Genomic DNA, 16,807 nt, shown 5'->3' on the forward strand with positions numbered 1-16,807 from the left:
ATTAATTAATCCTGTCTAATTTTTCAAGCACCTGATGCAGCAGACGTCCTCTGGCAGCACCAGAAATCTCATCACTGGTCAAAATCGGCAAAAGCAGATTTCCCTCACGCTCAGTCAAGATTCCTTCATCAAAGAGCAGCTGCAGAACTTCGCTAATATCGTGCGCTGTCAGATTCTCCGGCAGACGCTCATAAAGATTGGACAAAAGCTCATGCTTATTTGAATACTGGAACTTGACAATCTTGATATATCCGCCGCCGCCGCGCTTTGACTCCACATCAAAGCCCTGAGTTGAATTAAAGCGTGTTTTAATCACATAATTAATCTGCGAAGGCACAACTGAAAAACGCTCAGCGATTTCCGAACGCTTGATTTCAATTTCCCTGGCCTCAGCTAACAGCTTCTTCAGATAGGCCTCAATCAAATCTGATGTGTTTTCCATGTTCTACTTACCTCCTGCCTCCTGCCTCTTGACTTTGACTATCTTTGACTATTATAGCAGATTTCAGCTGACTTGTCATGAAATACTAATCATGTGCTTTATCGTCTAAAAACTCCTCACGGGTCAGCGCACAATAATCATGCGGGGTTGAGCGTCCTAATTTCTCCCGGTATATCCAGGTCTGTCCTAATTTCTTCATGCCGAGCTTTTTCATGACATGGCTCGAACGAGAATTTTCACTGTCACATGTGGCAGTCAGCACAGATAACTTAAGTTCATTAAATGCAAAATCGCGCAGGCAAGCGGCGGCTTCAGGCGCATAGCCGCGTCCCCAGAATTTCCGGTTGAGAACCCAGCCGAAATCTCCCTGGTCATTTTGGACACGCAGGTCAATGGTTCCCAGCATTTTTCCGCTTGTTTTTTCGACAATGGCCCAGGTTTCCAGGCGTTTCGGAATAAAATAATCTACAATACCTTCTTTGGTGTCTTCAAGGCTTTTTTTCCTTGGAAAGACATATTCTGTGGTTTCTTCGTCCTGCCCGTATTCGAACATGTCTTCGGCATCTGCCAGTTCCACTTTGCGCAAAATCAGGCGCTCTGTTTCAAAAACTTCATGCTCTGCTAGTATAATTTTTATATTCATAACTGATTCCTCTCCTTCACTTCTTTAAAATATTAAAGTCCAAACATCAGAATCCCGCCGGCTACTGCGACGTTGAGCGATTCTGCTTGTCCCGGCATGGGGATGTGAATCAGCTGCTTGGCTGATTCAATTGCGTGTTTTGAGACACCTGCGCCTTCATTGCCCAATACTAGCGCAAAATGTTTCAGTTTTACTGTGCGATAATCGACTGAATCTTTCGATAGTGTGCTGACCAGCAGATTCTGGACATGGTCGTAAATTTCGTCCGAGCCGATTGTGACTGGTATGTGGAAAGTGCTGCCTTGAGCGGAGCGTAAGACTTTCGGGCTGTATGTATCGGCTGTTTCACCGACACAAATGATGCCGTCAAAGCCTGCGGCATCAGCTGTGCGAATGAGTGTGCCGACATTTCCAGGGTCCTGGACATTTTCCAGTATTAGTATTTTTCCTTCGTAATTTATGGACGATTTATCCGATTTTGTGACTTCAGCTATTACGCCTTGCGGATTCTCGGTGTCGGATATGCTTTTTAATACGTCTGATGTTACAAGCGATGTGCTTGCATGGTCCAACAGGCCGCGCACTTTGTTCTGCTTATTTTCCTCAACAAAAAGCTGACGGATTTCTGCGCCTGATTTGACGGCCTCTTCTAGGAGATGAAAGCCCTCTATCAGGTAGCTGCCTGCTCGGTCACGATGCTTTTTCTGCAGGAGTTTGCGCGTTTCTTTGATGCGCGTATTGTCGCGAGATGTTATAATAGAGTTGTCCATGAGAGTATTATAGCAAAATCCGTAGGTTTAGGAGGTATCTGGTGATGCAGAAAGTTGAAATTATTATCAGCGGCAATGTTCAAGGGGTCGGTTTTCGTTACCGCACGCTGATGCTGGCGAAGGAGCTGGGTGTTAAGGGTAAGGTCTGGAACAATGACGATGGTACTGTGGGGATTCTGGCTCAGGCCGATATGCAGACGATGTATAATTTCCAGAAACGGCTGCGCGAGGGGAATCGCTGGATTCGTGTGAATTATATGGATGTTCAGCCTGCGAGTTTCCCGGATTTTACAGATTTTTCGATTAGTCACTAAAAAAGATGTTGGCCAAAATGTGCCAGCATCTTTTTAATTTTGCTATGCTCACCAGTTAAACCAGCGAATCAAATCCATTTTTTTCTTGACTTCTTGCGCGTAGAAAAAATTTCCGCCGTCGACATAGAGCTTGCCGCCGTTGTAGGTAAGGGCGTCCCAGGTCAGATGACGGTAGGTTTCCCCGTTTGCATTTCCCAGGCTCGGCGCTACTACGGTCTTCGAGTATTTGTCGGCCAGAAGCAGCGTGTTTTTGCTGCCGTTCTTTGCAATGTAGTCGACATAGGCTTTCCCGAAATTATAGGCTTGCACGCCTGTCCAGACGTCTGTGTCTTTTTCAGAAGCGTAGGCCAGCATCTCGGCCAGATGTGAAACGCCGTTTCTGATGGAAGCGTGTGTGTCGGAAGTCGTGTTGGTCGTACCGGTCACGGATTCGGAGGACTGCATCACATCAATTTCGCCGCCTTTTGTCTCCTGGTAAATAATGGCCAGAACCAGCTCTTCATCGGAGCTGGGCAGCTTGTCTTCTTTCAGAACAGATTCTACAACACTTCGGTAAGTTTCTACGTTTTTGACTGCTTTGTGTGTCCGATACGCATAAATACCGGCCGCAGCGAACACAACCACAGCAAGTAAAGCTATTATTTTTTTTAACATTCATCACCAGCAACTAGAATTATTTTTGCACTTAGAGGTTCATTTATTTTAACAAAATTCTGCTGAAATTCAAACTGTTTTATCAATAAATCGGGAATTTTTCAGTCAATGCCAGCACTTCTGTCCTTATTTTATCAAGTTCTGCAGGATTCTCGTGATTTTTCAGCGCTCGAATCAGCAGCTCGGCAATTTCACGGCTTTCTTTTTCTTTCATGCCGCGGCTGCTGATGGCGGCTGCGCCGATGCGTACACCGGATGTGATGTTCGGTGTGAGTTCATCATTCGGCAGCATTTCCTTGTTCAGCGTAATGTGCACGCTGTCCAGCAGGTTCTGGGCTTCAAGGCCGTTAACTCCGAGCTCTAGAACAGACATGTTCAGCAGATGATTGTCTGTCCCGCCTGTGATGACGTGCAGATCGGCCTGGATGAACTCATCCGCCATCGCGGCTGTGTTTTTCAGCACCTGCTCCTGGTAAGTCTTGAAAGTGGGCGCCAGGGCTTCTTTGAAAGCAACTGCTTTGGCAGCAATCACGTGCATCAGAGGACCTCCCTGGATTCCTGGAAAGACTGCAAAATCGATTTTCTTGGCGATTTCCGGATTATTGCTCAAAATCATGCCGCCGCGCGGGCCGCGTAAGGTTTTGTGCGTCGTTGTTGTCGTGACATCGGCATAAGGAATGGGCGAAGGATGCAGGCCGACAGCCACCAGCCCTGCAATGTGCGCCATGTCCACCATCAGCAGGCTGCCGACTTCGTCAGCAATTTCACGGAATTTGGCAAAATCAATCGTTCGAGGGTAAGCGGATGCGCCAGCTACAATCAGTGCAGGCTTCGCTTCACGCGCAATTTTCAGAATCTCATCATAATCCAGCAGCTCTGTCTCAGGATTTAGTCCGTAACTCACGAAATTGTAGGTTTTCCCTGAAAAATTCACGTTTGAGCCGTGTGTCAGGTGTCCGCCGGCGTTGAGGTCCATGCCGAGTACTGTGTCGCCTGGTTTAATCAGGGCGCGGTAGGCGGCCATGTTGGCCTGGGAGCCTGAATGCGGCTGGACATTGGCAAATTTTGCGCCGAAAAGCTGTTTGGCACGCTCAATGGCCAAATTTTCAGCGATGTCGACATCTTCAGTTCCGCCATAATAGCGGCGGCCTGGATAGCCTTCGGCGTATTTATTCGTCAGAACAGAGCCCTGGGCTGCCAGTACGGCCTCTGAGACGATGTTTTCTGAGGCAATCAGCTCGATGTTGTGCTGCTGGCGCTCTTCTTCAGCGTGAACGGCTGACCAGAGCTCCGGGTCAAAATCTTCAAATTTGTGTTTTTCAAATGTCATGTCAATGCCTCCTGCTCGCAAATAGTGTATTTGGACTATTTTAACATAGTCCGGTTCAACTTCCTAAGAAAATGGTCAAAGCTTTTACTGTATTTCTCCGAGTTCTGGAACTTTTCGCTGCAGTTCTTCACGAGTGATTGCGCCTTGGCGGAGAATCTGGACAGGTTTAGCGCTCAAGTCCAGAATCGTTGTGTCGAGTCCGGAGATGCTGTCGTCTTTGAGCGCTAAGCTTGCTTGTGAAAGAATTTCCGGGCTGAGGTCCTCAAATCTTACCGGGCTGACTTCACCAGTCAGATTGGCGCTTGGACCCACTAAAACGCCTGTTTCACGGATGATAGACATTGTTAGAGCGATGGACGGCATGCGAAAGCCGACGGTTGACTTGCCGCTATGTATCCAGTCAGGCACATTTCCGGACGCTTCTAGGATAATTGTCAAAGGACCCGGCAGAAATGCTTCGACCAGTTTTTTCAGGTATTCGGGCTGATTTTCTGAAAACTTTAGAATCGCCGCGAAGTCCGGCACGTTCAGGTTCAGAGCCTTCTCTGAAGGCCGGCCTTTGGCTGCATAGAGTTTCTCGACAGCTGTCTGATTCAGCGCGTCAGCAAATATCCCGTAAACTGTTTCTGTCGGCAGAATTACGAGCTCGCCGGCTTTTAGAAGTTCTACAGCTTCTTTCTTTTTGTCCATTTTCATTTCACACTTACCATTCGGTCTTTTCCGGCAAAGTCTTTGTGCACCGTGACCATTTTTTCTGGAAAAGCCGATTCAAACAGGGATTTGACCGTTTTTCCCTGTTTATAGCCGATTTCCAGGTAAATTTTTCCGTTCTCTGCCAGAGCTGACGGCAGCTGCTGCGCGAGTTTTTCATAAATTGCCAGGCCGTCATTTTCGGCAAAGAGCGCATTTTCGGGCTCATTCTGCAAGACTGAAATATCCACTTCTGAGCGGTCTTTTCTCGAGATGTAGGGTGGATTTGAGACGATAATATCAAATTTGTCCGGAATATTTTCTAGCAAATCGGACAAAACAAGCTCAACTGTCGTTTCATTTTTCTGGACATTTTCATACGCAACGTCCAGCGCTTCAGCTGAAATATCCGAAGCAGAAATTTTCCAGCCCGTGCGACGCTTGGCCAGCGAAACTGCAATCGCTGCTGAACCCGTGCCAATATCCAGAAGACGCAAGTTCTTTTCAGAGTTCTCTTTTAGAATCAATTCTACCAGCTCTTGCGTTTCCGGCCGTGGAATGAGCACGCGCGAGTCCACCTTGAATCTCAAATCACAGAATTCGGCCCAGCCTACGATGTACTGCGGCGGTTCATGCAGCGCCAGACGTTCGGCAATCGCTGTTAGAGCTGACAGCTCCTCTGAAGATATGTTCTGACGCATCAGATTCAGCCAGGCCAGTTTATTGAGTTCATGCAGGTTCCGCCAGACAAACTCCAGCGCAAAAGGCTCATCCAGCTTCTCTGAGAGTTCTCGGACGGCTTCAATCCAGAACATGGGTCACTCCACCTTTAAAGACGGAAATGGACAAGTCTGAAAGTTCCTTATCGTCCCACTCAAGGTATGGCATTTTAATTCTCGAATTTGTCAGCTCTGTCCATAAATAGCCCTTCACCGTTATCGGCCGGCCCGAAATATTCACAGCAATTGAGTATTTCGCATGCCGTGTTCCCACTGAGTAGACCAGAATTCCAGAATTCGGCTTTGCATATTTAACTTTCATTGTCTTGCTGATTTCAGTGAAATTATCTGAACGAAGAATATCCGCGAATCTCCTTGCAGCAAGAGCCCGTTCTACAAATTTAACTGTGTTTTTGTGCTCGGTCACGAGGTTCCAGTTGATTGCATTGACTGCATCACCAGCATTATATGAATTCTCGGCCGCTGCCCAGTCATCATTTACGAGTTTGGAGCGCTCAAATTCCTGGCCGATTTGCATGAATGGGATGCCGAAAGCCAGCAGGTTCAGTGCTGTAGCAATTTCAACACGTAGAGTATGCTCTTCGGCGCTGTCTTTGGGATGATTTTTCCAGAGCTGGTCGTTCAGATTCAGATTATCATGCGCCTCAACGTAATTAATCATCTGACCAGGCGTTTTCAAGCCGTGAAAGCTTGCTTTGCTGCCTTTCATGGCCGCAATCATGCGCGTTTCCAGCGGTTTCTCTTCTTCTGCTGATTCTGCTGAATCTGCTAAATCATCACGCATTTCCAGGCCGTCAACGAAACCAGGCTCAACTTTTTCAAACTCTGTGCCCTTGATGGCGTTGCGGATGGCATCATTAAAGGCGCCAATCCGCAGCATCTTGTTCAAATTTTTCTGGTTGGCTTTTTTTGGATTCGGCAAGGCCGTCGGCATGTCCCAGCCCTCGCCGTAAACCAGGATTCGCGGGTCAAGTTCATCAAGCGCTGCACGCACGGCATTCATTGTGTCAACATCCAGACAGCCCATCAAATCAAAGCGGAAACCGTCAATGCCGTAAGTCTTTGCCCAAAAGGTCACTGAATCGACAATAAACTTGGAGAACATTTCCCGCTCGCTGGCAGTATCATTGCCGCAGCCTGTCGCGGTCGATTTACGGAAATAGTAGCCTGGCACCAATTTTTCAAAGCTGGATGCTTCACGGTCATAAACATGATTGTACACTACGTCCATTACCACATTAATATCTGCCCGATGCATTCTTTTAATGACTGCCTTCAGCTCATTGATACGGCAGAGCGGGTCATAGGGGTCTGTTGCATAAGAGCCCTCAGGCGCATTGTAGTTCATCGGGTCATAGCCCCAGTTATAGCCGTCATTGCGCGTTTCGTCAACTGAGGCAAAGTCAAACACCGGCATCAGCTGAATTGTATTGAAGCCCCAGAACGATCTCAAATGACTAAAACACGTTTTATCGCCGTGTTCGTTCACTGTGTCATCTTCAATCAGTCCGAGAAATTTTCCGCGCCATTTCTCAGAAACGCCGGAGGTCGCAGATATGCTGAAGTCGCGCACATGAATTTCTTCAATCATCGCCTCCGTCGGGGTTCTCAAACGCCAGTCGGCTTTTTCCAAATTCTCGCCGAAATCCGCTTCGCCAATCTGCACCACCACGCTGCGCCTGCCATTAACAATCACCGCAATCGAATAAGGGTCCTGCGTCTCAGCCCAGTGTCCGTCCTCATAAGTCACCCGGTAAGTATAAACCAGGCCGAACTGATTGCCTTCCAGCCTCAGCTCCCAGAGCCCAATCGTATTCCTGGCGTGATTATCGGCTGACTCACGCCTTCCCTGCTCCATCTGGAAAATTTCCTTAGGCTCCGCCTCTGGAGACCAGTTTCTGCCATAACTGATAAGTTCTACTTTGGCCACACCTGTTTCACTGCAGGCCGGTGCCCAGACGCGAAAAATCGTCCGCTCGAGGCTGAAAATTGCCCCCAAAGCACCAGAATAACCGTATTTTTCGTCAAATTCTTCCCAATTCATATTTACTTCTCCTATTTCCTTAATTATAGCAAAAACAGCGATGAAAACGCTGTTAATATCCGCGGGATTTCCAGTATTCTTCGTCAAGCTCCGGGTGATAAGGCCGGCCTTGCAGTTTCACGCGGTCTTTGATTTCTGTTATCTCAGCATATTTCTCAGGCGTCAATTCAGTTTGCATGAATTCCAGCCATTGCAATTTGCTCATTTTGTGACGTTTTCGATAGATTTTTTCGATTTGCAGTGAATCTGAGCCGTTATTAACCAGCTCGACCTGAGGACTTCCTATCCAGTGTAATACCCACATATACTTACGTTCTTTCTATAATTTTTTTACTGAAAAATCTTTATACTAAGTGCTCAAATTCTGTACTGCGCCAGCCCACGCCGCGGTCAATCACAAAGAACTCAAGCAGCCACATAAGGCCAATTGCTGCAAAGACCAGACGATATACCAGCTCAATCGAGCTTGTAAGCTGGGTTAAAATCAGCACCAGAATCAGTCCGCCAATTCGGCCTATGGCCATGGGAAACTCGGAAGCAACGATGTACTCGCCTTGTGTGAAGCCTGCGCCGCCGAAGTCGGAAAACTGGTAGTTCATAGAGTTGGCGATGGCGCTGCCCCAGCTTTGGATGATGCCGAAAATGACGAAAGCCAGAATCATCATCGCTGGACTGGCGAAAATTGCCAGCAGCATAAATGCTAGAAAACTTAGACAAGCTGTCAGAAAATACATGGCGCGCGTGTACTTCCGGTTAAAAAGTTTGGCGAAAGTCAAGGCACTGACCACACTCAAAGCGGCCTGAAGCGAGGTCAAGTCTCCAATCGTCTTCTCACTGCTGAACAGGAGATAGGCGAAAAGCACGAACACCAGCGTGTTAAGCGCTCCTTTAAATCCCATGGAAATGTTCAGCATAATATTGGCATTCCAGAAATGATTCCCGCGTAAACGGAGAATACCAAAGACATTCATTTGACGCTCTGTCTTGAATCCATGCAGCCTGAAAATGAGCGCAATGGCTGCGAGCGACAGTACAATCGACGCAGCGAACAGAAGATAGTAGCCGGTCAGCCCGGGCATTTTCACAATCAGCCAGCCCGAAAATGCCGGCACAATGATGCCGAAGGCAAAGCCCATCATCTGCTGATAGGAAAAGAATTTCGGCCGGCTGTCGCTGTCCACCAGATTTCCAATCAGCAGATTCAGCGAGAACCAGTAAAGGCCGTTGCCGAGTCCGGAAAAGATGCCCAGCGGTATGATAAAAGGCTGCAAGTGATTTCTCATCAGCAGAATAATCAAATAGTAAAGAATGCTTGCAAAGATTCCCAGCTGAAAAATCCGCGTGATAGAAAGCTTTCCCAGGATAAAAGTCCCGCTGACAAAGGCGATAAGCAGTATCAAATAATTCATGATATTCTGCCAAACGACTAAATCAATGCTGTTATGCGTGGAACGCATTAAAAAGACATTGATGAATGTAGCAGCGACGCTGCTGGCGGCCGAGGCAAACATGGCTACGGCGAGGAGGAATTTAGCTTGGGATTTCATTGCTGTATTTATTTTAGCACATTACGACTTTAAATCCGTCTTGAAGACAGATAAAATGGGCAGGTGTCGAATATTTGTCAGATAAATACTCTTTTTCAATGCTGTTTATTGATTTGATGACAACTTCGCCAGTTTCTCGGCCTGGTCGGCCACAATCAGCGCATCAATGATTTCTCCCAGGTCACCTGCGATGATTCTGTCCAGTTTCTGGATGGTCAGGCCGATACGGTGGTCGGTCACGCGGTTCTGCGGGTAGTTGTAGGTTCGGATGCGCTCGGAGCGGTCGCCGGTGCCGATGGTTGACTTTCGCTCGGCATCTTGCTTGTCGCGCTCAATCTGCTGGTAGTAGTCAAAGACGCGCGCGGTAATGACTTTGATGGCCTTGTCACGATTTTTCTGCTGGGTACGTTCTTCCTGCATTTCGACTTTGAGACCGGTGGGGATGTGCACCATTCGCACGGCTGTGGCGACCTTATTCACGTTCTGGCCGCCGGCTCCGCTTGCGTGGTAGATGTCGACGCGAAGATCTTTGGGGTCTATCTGGTAGTCAAATTCTTCGATTTCTGGCATGACGAGAACTGTGGCGGTTGAGGTGTGCACGCGTCCCTGCGATTCTGTGACGGGTACTCGCTGCACGCGGTGCGCGCCGGATTCGAATTTCAGCTTGGAGTAAACATTTGTCCCCGAAACTTGGGCGACGACTTCTTTGAAGCCGCCGATGCCGGACATGGAGGCCGACATGATTTCGAACTTCCAGCCCTGCGAGTCGGCGTAGTGCTGGTACATGTTGAGCAGGTCGCCTGCAAAGAGCGCTGCCTCGTCACCGCCTGCTGCGCCGCGGATTTCCAGGAAGATGTTTTTGTCGTCGTTGGGGTCTTTGGGAAGGAGCAGGACCTTGATTTCTTCTTCCAGCCGCTCTTTCTCAAGCTTGGCTTCGGCCAGCTCTTCTTTGGCCAGGTCGCCGAGTTCCGGGTCGCTGAGCATTTCCTGGGCATCGACAATTGTCTGCTCGTTTTCCTTGTATTTTTTGTAGGCTGCTACTGTGTCACGCAGAGTAGCTTCTTCGCGCGAGAGTGCCATGAAGCGCCTGGTATCCGCGACGACTTCTGGGTCGCTGAGCAGCTCGGCGAGTTCTTCGTAGCGTCCTAATATACTTTCTAATTGATTAAACATTTATTTCCTTTTTGTCCACTTCTACCACAGTCACGCTGACCTCGTCACCGACTGATTTACCTATTTTCTCACGAATCGCCTTCAAAATCCCGAGGATATAACAAACCGAGCCGTCCGGATTCTCCAGGCCCATGTTGACAATGGAGCCGTCATACGGCTCTCCGTCAAAGGTTGCATGCACCTTGACACGGCCTTTCCCGAACTCTTCACGGACATCGTAGGGAAAAACGACATAGGCACCGCCCTTGCCAATCTCAGAGGCTTGAATTTTCGCGACAAAATTATATTTTTTGTTCATATTTTCGGATTCATATAATGGCGACGGCACACGGGGATATAAGATTCGTTGCCGCCGATTTGTACCTGCGCCCCTTCAAAAACGGGTTTTCCGTCAAGCAGGCGCAGCACCATGGTTGCTTTTTTCTCGCAGTACCAGCAAATGGTCTTGACCTCTTCAATCTTGTCAGCCAAGAGCAGCAAGTACTTTGAGCCCTCAAAGAGCTCATTGCGGAAGTCATTCTTCAGGCCGTAAGCCATGACAGGAATGTTGAGCTCATCCACCACGCGCGCAAAATCATAAATGTTCTGCTTGTTCAAAAACTGAGCTTCATCAATCAAGATACAGCTGGGCTTTTCAGAGAGATTTGAGACAAATTCGAAGACTTTGAACGTTTCGTCAATCGCTACTGCGTCGTGCGAAATACCGATGCGCGAAGCCACCACGCCTGTGCCCTCGCGCGTATCCAGGCTGGAAGTCATGAGCAGAACGGGCTTCCCCTCTTCTTCATAGTTATGCGTGACTTTCAATATATCAATGGATTTGCCGGAGTTCATTGTTCCGTAGCGGAAGTACATCTGTGCCATTTTTGTCTATTTTCTTCCATTTCTAATTTTTCAATAAAGATACATGTGCTTAAGCTGCACCAAGTCATCTTTCGTCAGGCTCAGTCCCTCTTTCAAGTAGCCATCCACACTTCCGAAATCCTGGCCGATTTGGCTGAAAGCCGTATCAAGATAGACCTCACGCGCCTCCATCAGTGCCTTCATCACATCAAGCTGCTTTTCGTCCCCAGTTTCGGCAATGCGCTGAAACATGGACTGGTTCTCTTTTTGACGATACACATTGGTGAGGAGATAGTCCTCCATGATAGTTGTTTCAGGAACGCCAAGCGCAGACAGAATCAGCGCCGCGCCGAAACCGGTACGGTCTTTTCCGACCGCACAGTGCCAAAGGGTCGCGCCCTCCTGATTATTCAGCAGAACCTTGAAGAACTCTGTGTAAGCTTTTCTAGAGAAATCGTCAGTCACGAAGCCTTTGTATGCCGCAATCAGATAGTCCTCAGACTGCGCCGCCGCAAATTCTTCCACACTTGTTGCCGAAGAATCATCGTCCATGACAGGGGCTTTTACTTCCGTCACGCCGATGATTTGCGGGTCCGGATGCTTCTTCATTTCACGATGCGTTCTAAAATCAACCACGACTTTCAGCTTGTACTGGTCAGTCAGGATGCTCTGCTCACTTTCATTCAGGCTCGAAAGCTCGGCCGCCCTTAGTAAACGGCGGGACTGCACCGTCTTTCCATCACTTGTTTTGAGGCCGCCTAAATCGCGGAGGTTGATTTTTTCTTTTAGCATGCTATCTTAAAGAAGCCTTTCTTCAGTTTGTATAAATTATGATTTTTTCAGTTGGCAAATCCTATTGGACTTTTCAATTATATCATTATTTTTCGGCAAATGGCCGTGCGCTTGAGCGAACAAATCTGAAGTGATACCTACCTGCAAATCCCTTGCAAATCCCGTCCCAAAATGCTAAAATAACTCAACCATTAAATTTGTCCGAGAGGCAGAGATGGAAGTGAATATGATGATAATTAATGTTCCTCAATCTCTTTTCGGTTGGGGATTTTTTCTGGTTATAAAATATCGTATGACTGAAATTCAGCCAAAGGAGAGGGATATGTCTAAAAAAGAACTATTCAACGAAGAGGCCATGGACCGTGCCATCACGCGTCTCACTTACGAGATTATTGAGCAGAATAAACGGCTTGACCAGCTTGTGCTCATCGGAATTAAGACACGCGGTGTTTTTATTGCCCGCAGAATTCGTGAGAAAATACAGAATTTCGAGAATATCAGTCTTCCGATTGGCGACCTGGATACGCGTCCTTTCCGTGATGATGAGAAATATTCTGACAATACGACTGAGATTGCGATTGACATTAAGGGAAAAGATGTCATTCTGGTGGATGATGTTTTATATACAGGGCGTACAATTCGCGCTGCGATTGAGGGTTTGATTGCGTTAGGCCGGCCTTCGCGTGTTCAGCTGGCGGTGCTTGTTGACCGCGGCCACCGTGAACTGCCGATTCGCGCGGATTATGTCGGTAAAAATATTCCAACTTCAGCGGATGAGGAAGTTTCTGTTTCTGTCCGTGAATTTGACGGTGCTGATAATATTACTATTGAACGGGCAGACTGATTCTTCCCGTTTTTTGAGCTTGTAACTTGTAAGGAGATATACTAATGACTAAAAATCGTAAACATTTCGTTTCTGTTGAAGACTTATCAAATGACGAACTGCTTGAACTGCTGCGGCATGCCCGAGATTTCAAAAAAGGCACAGCCGGCTGGAAATCCCCCGAAAAACAGACTTTCGCGGCCAACCTGTTCTTCGAGAACTCAACCCGGACGCACAATTCCTTCCACATTGCCGAGCGTAAAATGGGTCTGGACGTTGTCGAGTTCAATGTCCAGGAGTCTTCTGTGTCAAAAGGCGAGACTTTGTACGATACGATTTTGACGCTGGATGCACTGGGCGTCGAAGTTTGTGTGATTCGCTCCGGTGTTGCCAACTACTATGAAGAGCTGATTGAGTCTGAGAATATTCACTGTGCGATTGTCAATGGCGGTGACGGTTCTGGACAACATCCGAGTCAATGTCTTTTGGACTTGATGACCATTCAGGAGGAATTCGGCGATTTCTCTAATCTGCAGATTGGGATTGCTGGTGATATTGCCCATTCGCGTGTGGCGCGCTCGAATGCACAGATGCTGTCTAAGCTGGGCGCGCGGGTCTTTTTCTCAGGACCTGAAAAATGGTACAATCCTGACTTTGACCAGTACGGCAGCTGGAAGCCGATTGACGAGCTGGTTGAGACAGTTGATGTGATGATGCTGCTCCGTGTCCAGCACGAGCGTATGACGTCAGAGGACAACAGCAGCTTCTCTAAGGAAGAGTACCATGAGCAGTACGGCCTGACGCTGGCCCGCGCGGAACGCATGAAGAAAAACGCCATTATCATGCACCCGGCACCGGTCAACCGTGATGTTGAGCTGGCGGATGCCCTGGTGGAAGCGCCGCAGTCACGGATTGTCAAGCAGATGGCAAACGGCGTCTACGCCCGCATGGCGATTTTGGAGTCGGTTTTATCATGAAAATTTTACTGAAAAACGGAAAAATTCTTGACCACGGCAATGTGCTGAAAACGGCGGATGTCCTGATTGAGCAGGGGAAAATCGCTGCTATCGCTTCAAATATTGAAGCGGCGGAGCTCCAAGCTGACGAGACGCTGGATTTGCGCGGACAGCTGATTCTGCCAGGGCTGATTGATATTCACGTCCATCTTCGCCAGTCAGGCTTTGATTACAAAGAGACCATTAAGACAGGCACGCTGGCGGCGGCACACGGCGGTTTCACGACGGTCTGCGCGATGCCGAATCTCGAGCCTGTGCCGGATACGCCCGAAAAAGTCGCGGAACAGCTGAGGCTCAATGCCCGGGAGGCGGTGGTCAATGTTCTGCAATATGCGTCGATTACGAGGGAGCGGACGAGCGAGGAACTGGTTGATTTCGCTGGAATCGCTGACGCTGGCGCCTTCGGATTCTCCAATGACGGTTCGGGCGTCCAGTCCGCGAACTGCATGTACCAGTCGATGCAGGCGGCTAAAGCCGCCAATAAGGCTATCGCGGCCCATGTTGAAGACCAGAGTCTGATGAACGGCGGTGTCATGCATGAGGGCAAGCGCTCACGCGAGCTCGGAATTCCGGGAATGCCTTCTGTGACGGAGTCCGCGCAGCTGGCCAGAGACTTGATGCTGGCTGAAGCGACCGGTGTGCACTACCATGTCTGCCATGTGTCGTCGAAGTCGTCAATCCGGATTATTCGCGAGGCTAAGAGAACTGGGATTCACGTGACGGCCGAGGTTGCGCCGCATCATCTGCTTCTGTGTGATGAAGATATCCCGTTTGATGACGCGATGTACAAAATGAATCCGCCATTACCTGGACGCGATGACCAGAAGGCGCTGATTGAAGGTTTGCTGGACGGCACGATTGACCTGATTGCTACGGACCACGCGCCGCACGCGGCGGATGAGAAAAACGGCAGTTTTATTGATGGTGCCTTTGGGATTGTCGGCAGTGAAACAGCATTTTCACTCATATACACAAATTTTGTCGAAAAAGGCATTTTTACGCTGGAACAGCTGGTCAACTGGATGAGTTTTGCACCTGCGAAATTGTTCAATATCCCCGGCAGTGACTTAAAAGTCGGTGAGACTGCTGATTTGGCGGTGTTCAATATCGAGCAGGACTATGTCATTGACGCAGCTGATTTCGAATCCAAAGGGAAAAACACGCCTTTCCTGGGCTGGACGGTCAAAGGCGAAACCCAGCTGACAATGGTGAATGGGGAAATTGTATGGCAGAAAAAATGAAAATGCAGGAGCTGATGACAATTGTCAGCCAGCAGGAAATCGCAGAGAACATCTTTGAGCTTGTGCTGACAGGCGAAATCGTCTCCGACATGACGGTTCCCGGACAGTTTCTGCACATTAAGGTGCCGAATGACAGTCTGCTGCTGCGCCGGCCGATTTCAATCTCTGAGTGGGACGCAGAAAACCAGACCTGCACGCTGATTTATCGAATCGGCGATGAGACCACCGGTACTTGGGCTTTGTCTCAGATGACGGCGGGTGAAAAGCTGGATGTGATGGGGCCGCTGGGCAATGGATTTCCGACGGCGCAAGTCACAGCCAGCGAGCAGATTTTAATCGTCGGCGGCGGCATTGGCGTTCCACCGCTTTATCAGCTGGCTCTGGCTCTAAATCGGACGGGCTGTCAAATCACTGTCCTGCTGGGCTTTGCCAGTCAGAGCGTCAAGTTTTTAGAAGAAAAGTTCAAATCGCTTGAAAATGTCTCGCTGGAAATCGCAACAGACGATGGTTCCTATGGTTTCCACGGCCATGTCGGACAATTATTAGACACACATTGTCCAAATTTGAATCCGGATGCCGTCTATGCCTGCGGCGCCCCTCTGATGCTCAAAGCCGTCGCTGAGAAATTTGAGAATCTGGACAGACTTTACATTTCCATGGAAAGCCGCATGGCCTGCGGAATGGGCGCTTGCTACGCCTGCGTCATGCCGGATAAAAATAATGCACAGCATGCGCTGAAAGTCTGCGAAGACGGACCCGTATTTTTAGGAAAGGACGTGACATTTTAATGAGCAAAAATAGATTATCTGTCCAGCTTCCTGGTCTTGACCTGAAAAATCCGATTATCCCAGCGTCAGGCTGCTTTGGCTTCGGCCAGGAATATGCCAGCTATTTCGACCTGAACAAGCTCGGCTCCATTATGATTAAAGCAACGACACTCGAGCCTCGTTTCGGCAATCCGACGCCGCGTGTGGCCGAAACGCCCAGCGGCATGCTCAACGCCATCGGCCTGCAGAATCCAGGACTCGAAGCCGTCATGGGCGAAAAACTGCCCTGGCTGTCTGAGCATTTCCCGGAGCTTCCGATTATTGCCAACGTGGCAGGTTCCGAGAAAGCGGACTATGTCGCTGTTTGTGCCAAAATCGGCGATGCAGTCAATGTCAAGGCTATCGAACTGAACATTTCCTGTCCAAATGTCAAGCACGGCGGTCAGGCTTTTGGGACAGACCCTGAAGTCGCCTATGATTTAGTCAAGGCCTGTAAAGCCGTAAGCACAGTCCCTCTCTATGTCAAACTCTCTCCGAACGTGACCGACATCGTCGAAATTGCGCGCGCTGTCGAAGCCGCCGGAGCCGATGGGCTCACGATGATTAACACACTGATGGGCATGCGCTTTGACCTGAAAACCCGTCAGCCCGTGCTGGCAAATACAACCGGAGGTCTGTCTGGTCCTGCCATTAAGCCTGTAGCTCTGAAGCTGATTTATCAAGTGACAGGAGCGGTTGACCTGCCGGTCATCGGCATGGGCGGCGTCATGACAGCACAGGACGTCATAGAAATGTACCTGGCCGGCGCTTCTGCTGTGGCTGTGGGAACAGCCAACTTCTCTGAGCCGCTCGCATGTCCAAAAATTATTGAACAGCTGCCGGAAGTCATGGACCGCTATGGCATTGAGAATTTAACAACACTTAGACACGAGGTACAAAATGCACGAAAAGGCAAGATGTGAAGCACGCCCGCTATGA

20 protein-coding genes are annotated in these 16,807 nt (G+C 48.9%); 6 read left to right on the forward strand and 14 right to left on the reverse strand.

The annotated features are described in order from the left end of the window. Window position 1 precedes the first annotated feature (1 nt). The 3 genes from ACYQ2E_RS01675 to ACYQ2E_RS01685 all read right to left on the reverse strand — a co-directional run bounded on the left by ACYQ2E_RS01675 (window position 2) and on the right by ACYQ2E_RS01685 (window position 1,855). On the reverse strand, window positions 2-442 hold the full coding sequence (locus ACYQ2E_RS01675; RefSeq protein WP_460016319.1) for a CtsR family transcriptional regulator: 441 nt from the start codon (window positions 440-442) through the stop codon (window positions 2-4). 85 nt (window positions 443-527) lie between these two features. Beyond that, window positions 528-1,085 (reverse strand): GNAT family N-acetyltransferase, encoded by a 558-nt coding sequence (locus ACYQ2E_RS01680; RefSeq protein ID WP_460016320.1) that lies wholly within the window; start codon window positions 1,083-1,085, stop codon window positions 528-530. 32 nt (window positions 1,086-1,117) lie between these two features. Then, window positions 1,118-1,855 carry a TrmH family RNA methyltransferase gene (locus tag ACYQ2E_RS01685; protein WP_460016321.1) on the reverse strand — a complete coding sequence of 246 codons (738 nt, stop codon included), beginning with the start codon at window positions 1,853-1,855 and terminating at the stop codon, window positions 1,118-1,120. 44 nt (window positions 1,856-1,899) lie between these two features. Between ACYQ2E_RS01685 and ACYQ2E_RS01690 the strand changes: the two genes are divergently transcribed. Then, the gene (locus tag ACYQ2E_RS01690) at window positions 1,900-2,169 is read left to right on the forward strand and encodes an acylphosphatase (RefSeq protein WP_460016322.1); all 270 of its coding nucleotides are present in this window, start codon (window positions 1,900-1,902) and stop codon (window positions 2,167-2,169) included. Window positions 2,170-2,217: 48 nt separating this feature from the next. Here the strand turns inward: ACYQ2E_RS01690 and ACYQ2E_RS01695 are convergent, their stop codons facing one another. From ACYQ2E_RS01695 to ACYQ2E_RS01745, 11 genes are all read right to left on the reverse strand, one after another. Beyond that, window positions 2,218-2,823 (reverse strand): lysozyme family protein, encoded by a 606-nt coding sequence (locus ACYQ2E_RS01695; RefSeq protein ID WP_460016323.1) that lies wholly within the window; start codon window positions 2,821-2,823, stop codon window positions 2,218-2,220. A gap of 82 nt (window positions 2,824-2,905) precedes the next feature. After that, window positions 2,906-4,153 carry a serine hydroxymethyltransferase gene (glyA, locus tag ACYQ2E_RS01700; protein WP_460016324.1) on the reverse strand — a complete coding sequence of 416 codons (1,248 nt, stop codon included), beginning with the start codon at window positions 4,151-4,153 and terminating at the stop codon, window positions 2,906-2,908. Window positions 4,154-4,237: 84 nt separating this feature from the next. Beyond that, window positions 4,238-4,849 (reverse strand): L-threonylcarbamoyladenylate synthase, encoded by a 612-nt coding sequence (locus ACYQ2E_RS01705; RefSeq protein WP_460016325.1) that lies wholly within the window; start codon window positions 4,847-4,849, stop codon window positions 4,238-4,240. Next, the gene (prmC, locus tag ACYQ2E_RS01710; RefSeq protein ID WP_460016326.1) at window positions 4,846-5,658 is read right to left on the reverse strand and encodes a peptide chain release factor N(5)-glutamine methyltransferase; all 813 of its coding nucleotides are present in this window, start codon (window positions 5,656-5,658) and stop codon (window positions 4,846-4,848) included. The genes ACYQ2E_RS01705 and prmC overlap by 4 nt, the downstream gene beginning before the upstream one ends. Beyond that, on the reverse strand, window positions 5,645-7,627 hold the full coding sequence (pulA, locus tag ACYQ2E_RS01715) for a type I pullulanase (RefSeq protein WP_460016327.1): 1,983 nt from the start codon (window positions 7,625-7,627) through the stop codon (window positions 5,645-5,647). The genes prmC and pulA overlap by 14 nt, the downstream gene beginning before the upstream one ends. 52 nt (window positions 7,628-7,679) lie before the next feature. Continuing rightward, entirely contained in the window at window positions 7,680-7,931 is a 252-nt protein-coding gene (locus ACYQ2E_RS01720) for a hypothetical protein (RefSeq protein ID WP_460016328.1), read from the reverse strand. A gap of 40 nt (window positions 7,932-7,971) precedes the next feature. Further along, window positions 7,972-9,174: a hypothetical protein gene (locus ACYQ2E_RS01725; protein ID WP_460016329.1), complete on the reverse strand. Its 1,203-nt coding sequence runs from the start codon at window positions 9,172-9,174 to the stop codon at window positions 7,972-7,974. Window positions 9,175-9,279: 105 nt separating this feature from the next. After that, window positions 9,280-10,347, reverse strand: coding sequence for a peptide chain release factor 1 (prfA, locus tag ACYQ2E_RS01730; RefSeq protein WP_460016330.1), 1,068 nt, complete (start codon window positions 10,345-10,347; stop codon window positions 9,280-9,282). Then, entirely contained in the window at window positions 10,340-10,645 is a 306-nt protein-coding gene (locus tag ACYQ2E_RS01735; protein ID WP_460016331.1) for a DUF1905 domain-containing protein, read from the reverse strand. Before ACYQ2E_RS01735 ends, prfA begins: the two co-directional genes overlap by 8 nt. Next, window positions 10,642-11,211 (reverse strand): thymidine kinase, encoded by a 570-nt coding sequence (locus ACYQ2E_RS01740; RefSeq protein ID WP_460016332.1) that lies wholly within the window; start codon window positions 11,209-11,211, stop codon window positions 10,642-10,644. The genes ACYQ2E_RS01735 and ACYQ2E_RS01740 overlap by 4 nt, the downstream gene beginning before the upstream one ends. 30 nt (window positions 11,212-11,241) lie before the next feature. Beyond that, window positions 11,242-11,982 carry a tyrosine-protein phosphatase gene (locus ACYQ2E_RS01745; RefSeq protein WP_460016333.1) on the reverse strand — a complete coding sequence of 247 codons (741 nt, stop codon included), beginning with the start codon at window positions 11,980-11,982 and terminating at the stop codon, window positions 11,242-11,244. Between the two features lie 322 nt (window positions 11,983-12,304). Between ACYQ2E_RS01745 and pyrR the strand changes: the two genes are divergently transcribed. From pyrR to ACYQ2E_RS01770, 5 genes are read left to right on the forward strand one after another with little or no spacing between them, the layout of a single operon-like run. Then, a complete protein-coding gene (pyrR, locus tag ACYQ2E_RS01750; protein ID WP_460016334.1) occupies window positions 12,305-12,826 on the forward strand; it encodes a bifunctional pyr operon transcriptional regulator/uracil phosphoribosyltransferase PyrR in 522 nt (173 codons plus the stop codon). Window positions 12,827-12,870: 44 nt separating this feature from the next. Continuing rightward, on the forward strand, window positions 12,871-13,782 hold the full coding sequence (locus ACYQ2E_RS01755) for an aspartate carbamoyltransferase catalytic subunit (protein WP_460016335.1): 912 nt from the start codon (window positions 12,871-12,873) through the stop codon (window positions 13,780-13,782). Then, window positions 13,779-15,062, forward strand: a complete 1,284-nt coding sequence (locus tag ACYQ2E_RS01760) for a dihydroorotase (protein WP_460016336.1) — start codon at window positions 13,779-13,781, stop codon at window positions 15,060-15,062. The genes ACYQ2E_RS01755 and ACYQ2E_RS01760 overlap by 4 nt, the downstream gene beginning before the upstream one ends. Beyond that, complete coding sequence (locus tag ACYQ2E_RS01765; protein ID WP_460016463.1) at window positions 15,059-15,850, forward strand: dihydroorotate dehydrogenase electron transfer subunit; 792 nt, start codon at window positions 15,059-15,061, stop codon at window positions 15,848-15,850. The genes ACYQ2E_RS01760 and ACYQ2E_RS01765 overlap by 4 nt, the downstream gene beginning before the upstream one ends. Next, window positions 15,850-16,791 carry a dihydroorotate dehydrogenase gene (locus ACYQ2E_RS01770; RefSeq protein ID WP_460016337.1) on the forward strand — a complete coding sequence of 314 codons (942 nt, stop codon included), beginning with the start codon at window positions 15,850-15,852 and terminating at the stop codon, window positions 16,789-16,791. The genes ACYQ2E_RS01765 and ACYQ2E_RS01770 overlap by 1 nt, the downstream gene beginning before the upstream one ends. Window positions 16,792-16,807 lie beyond the last annotated feature (16 nt).

The sequence above is a fragment of the Lactovum odontotermitis genome (assembly GCF_054658595.1).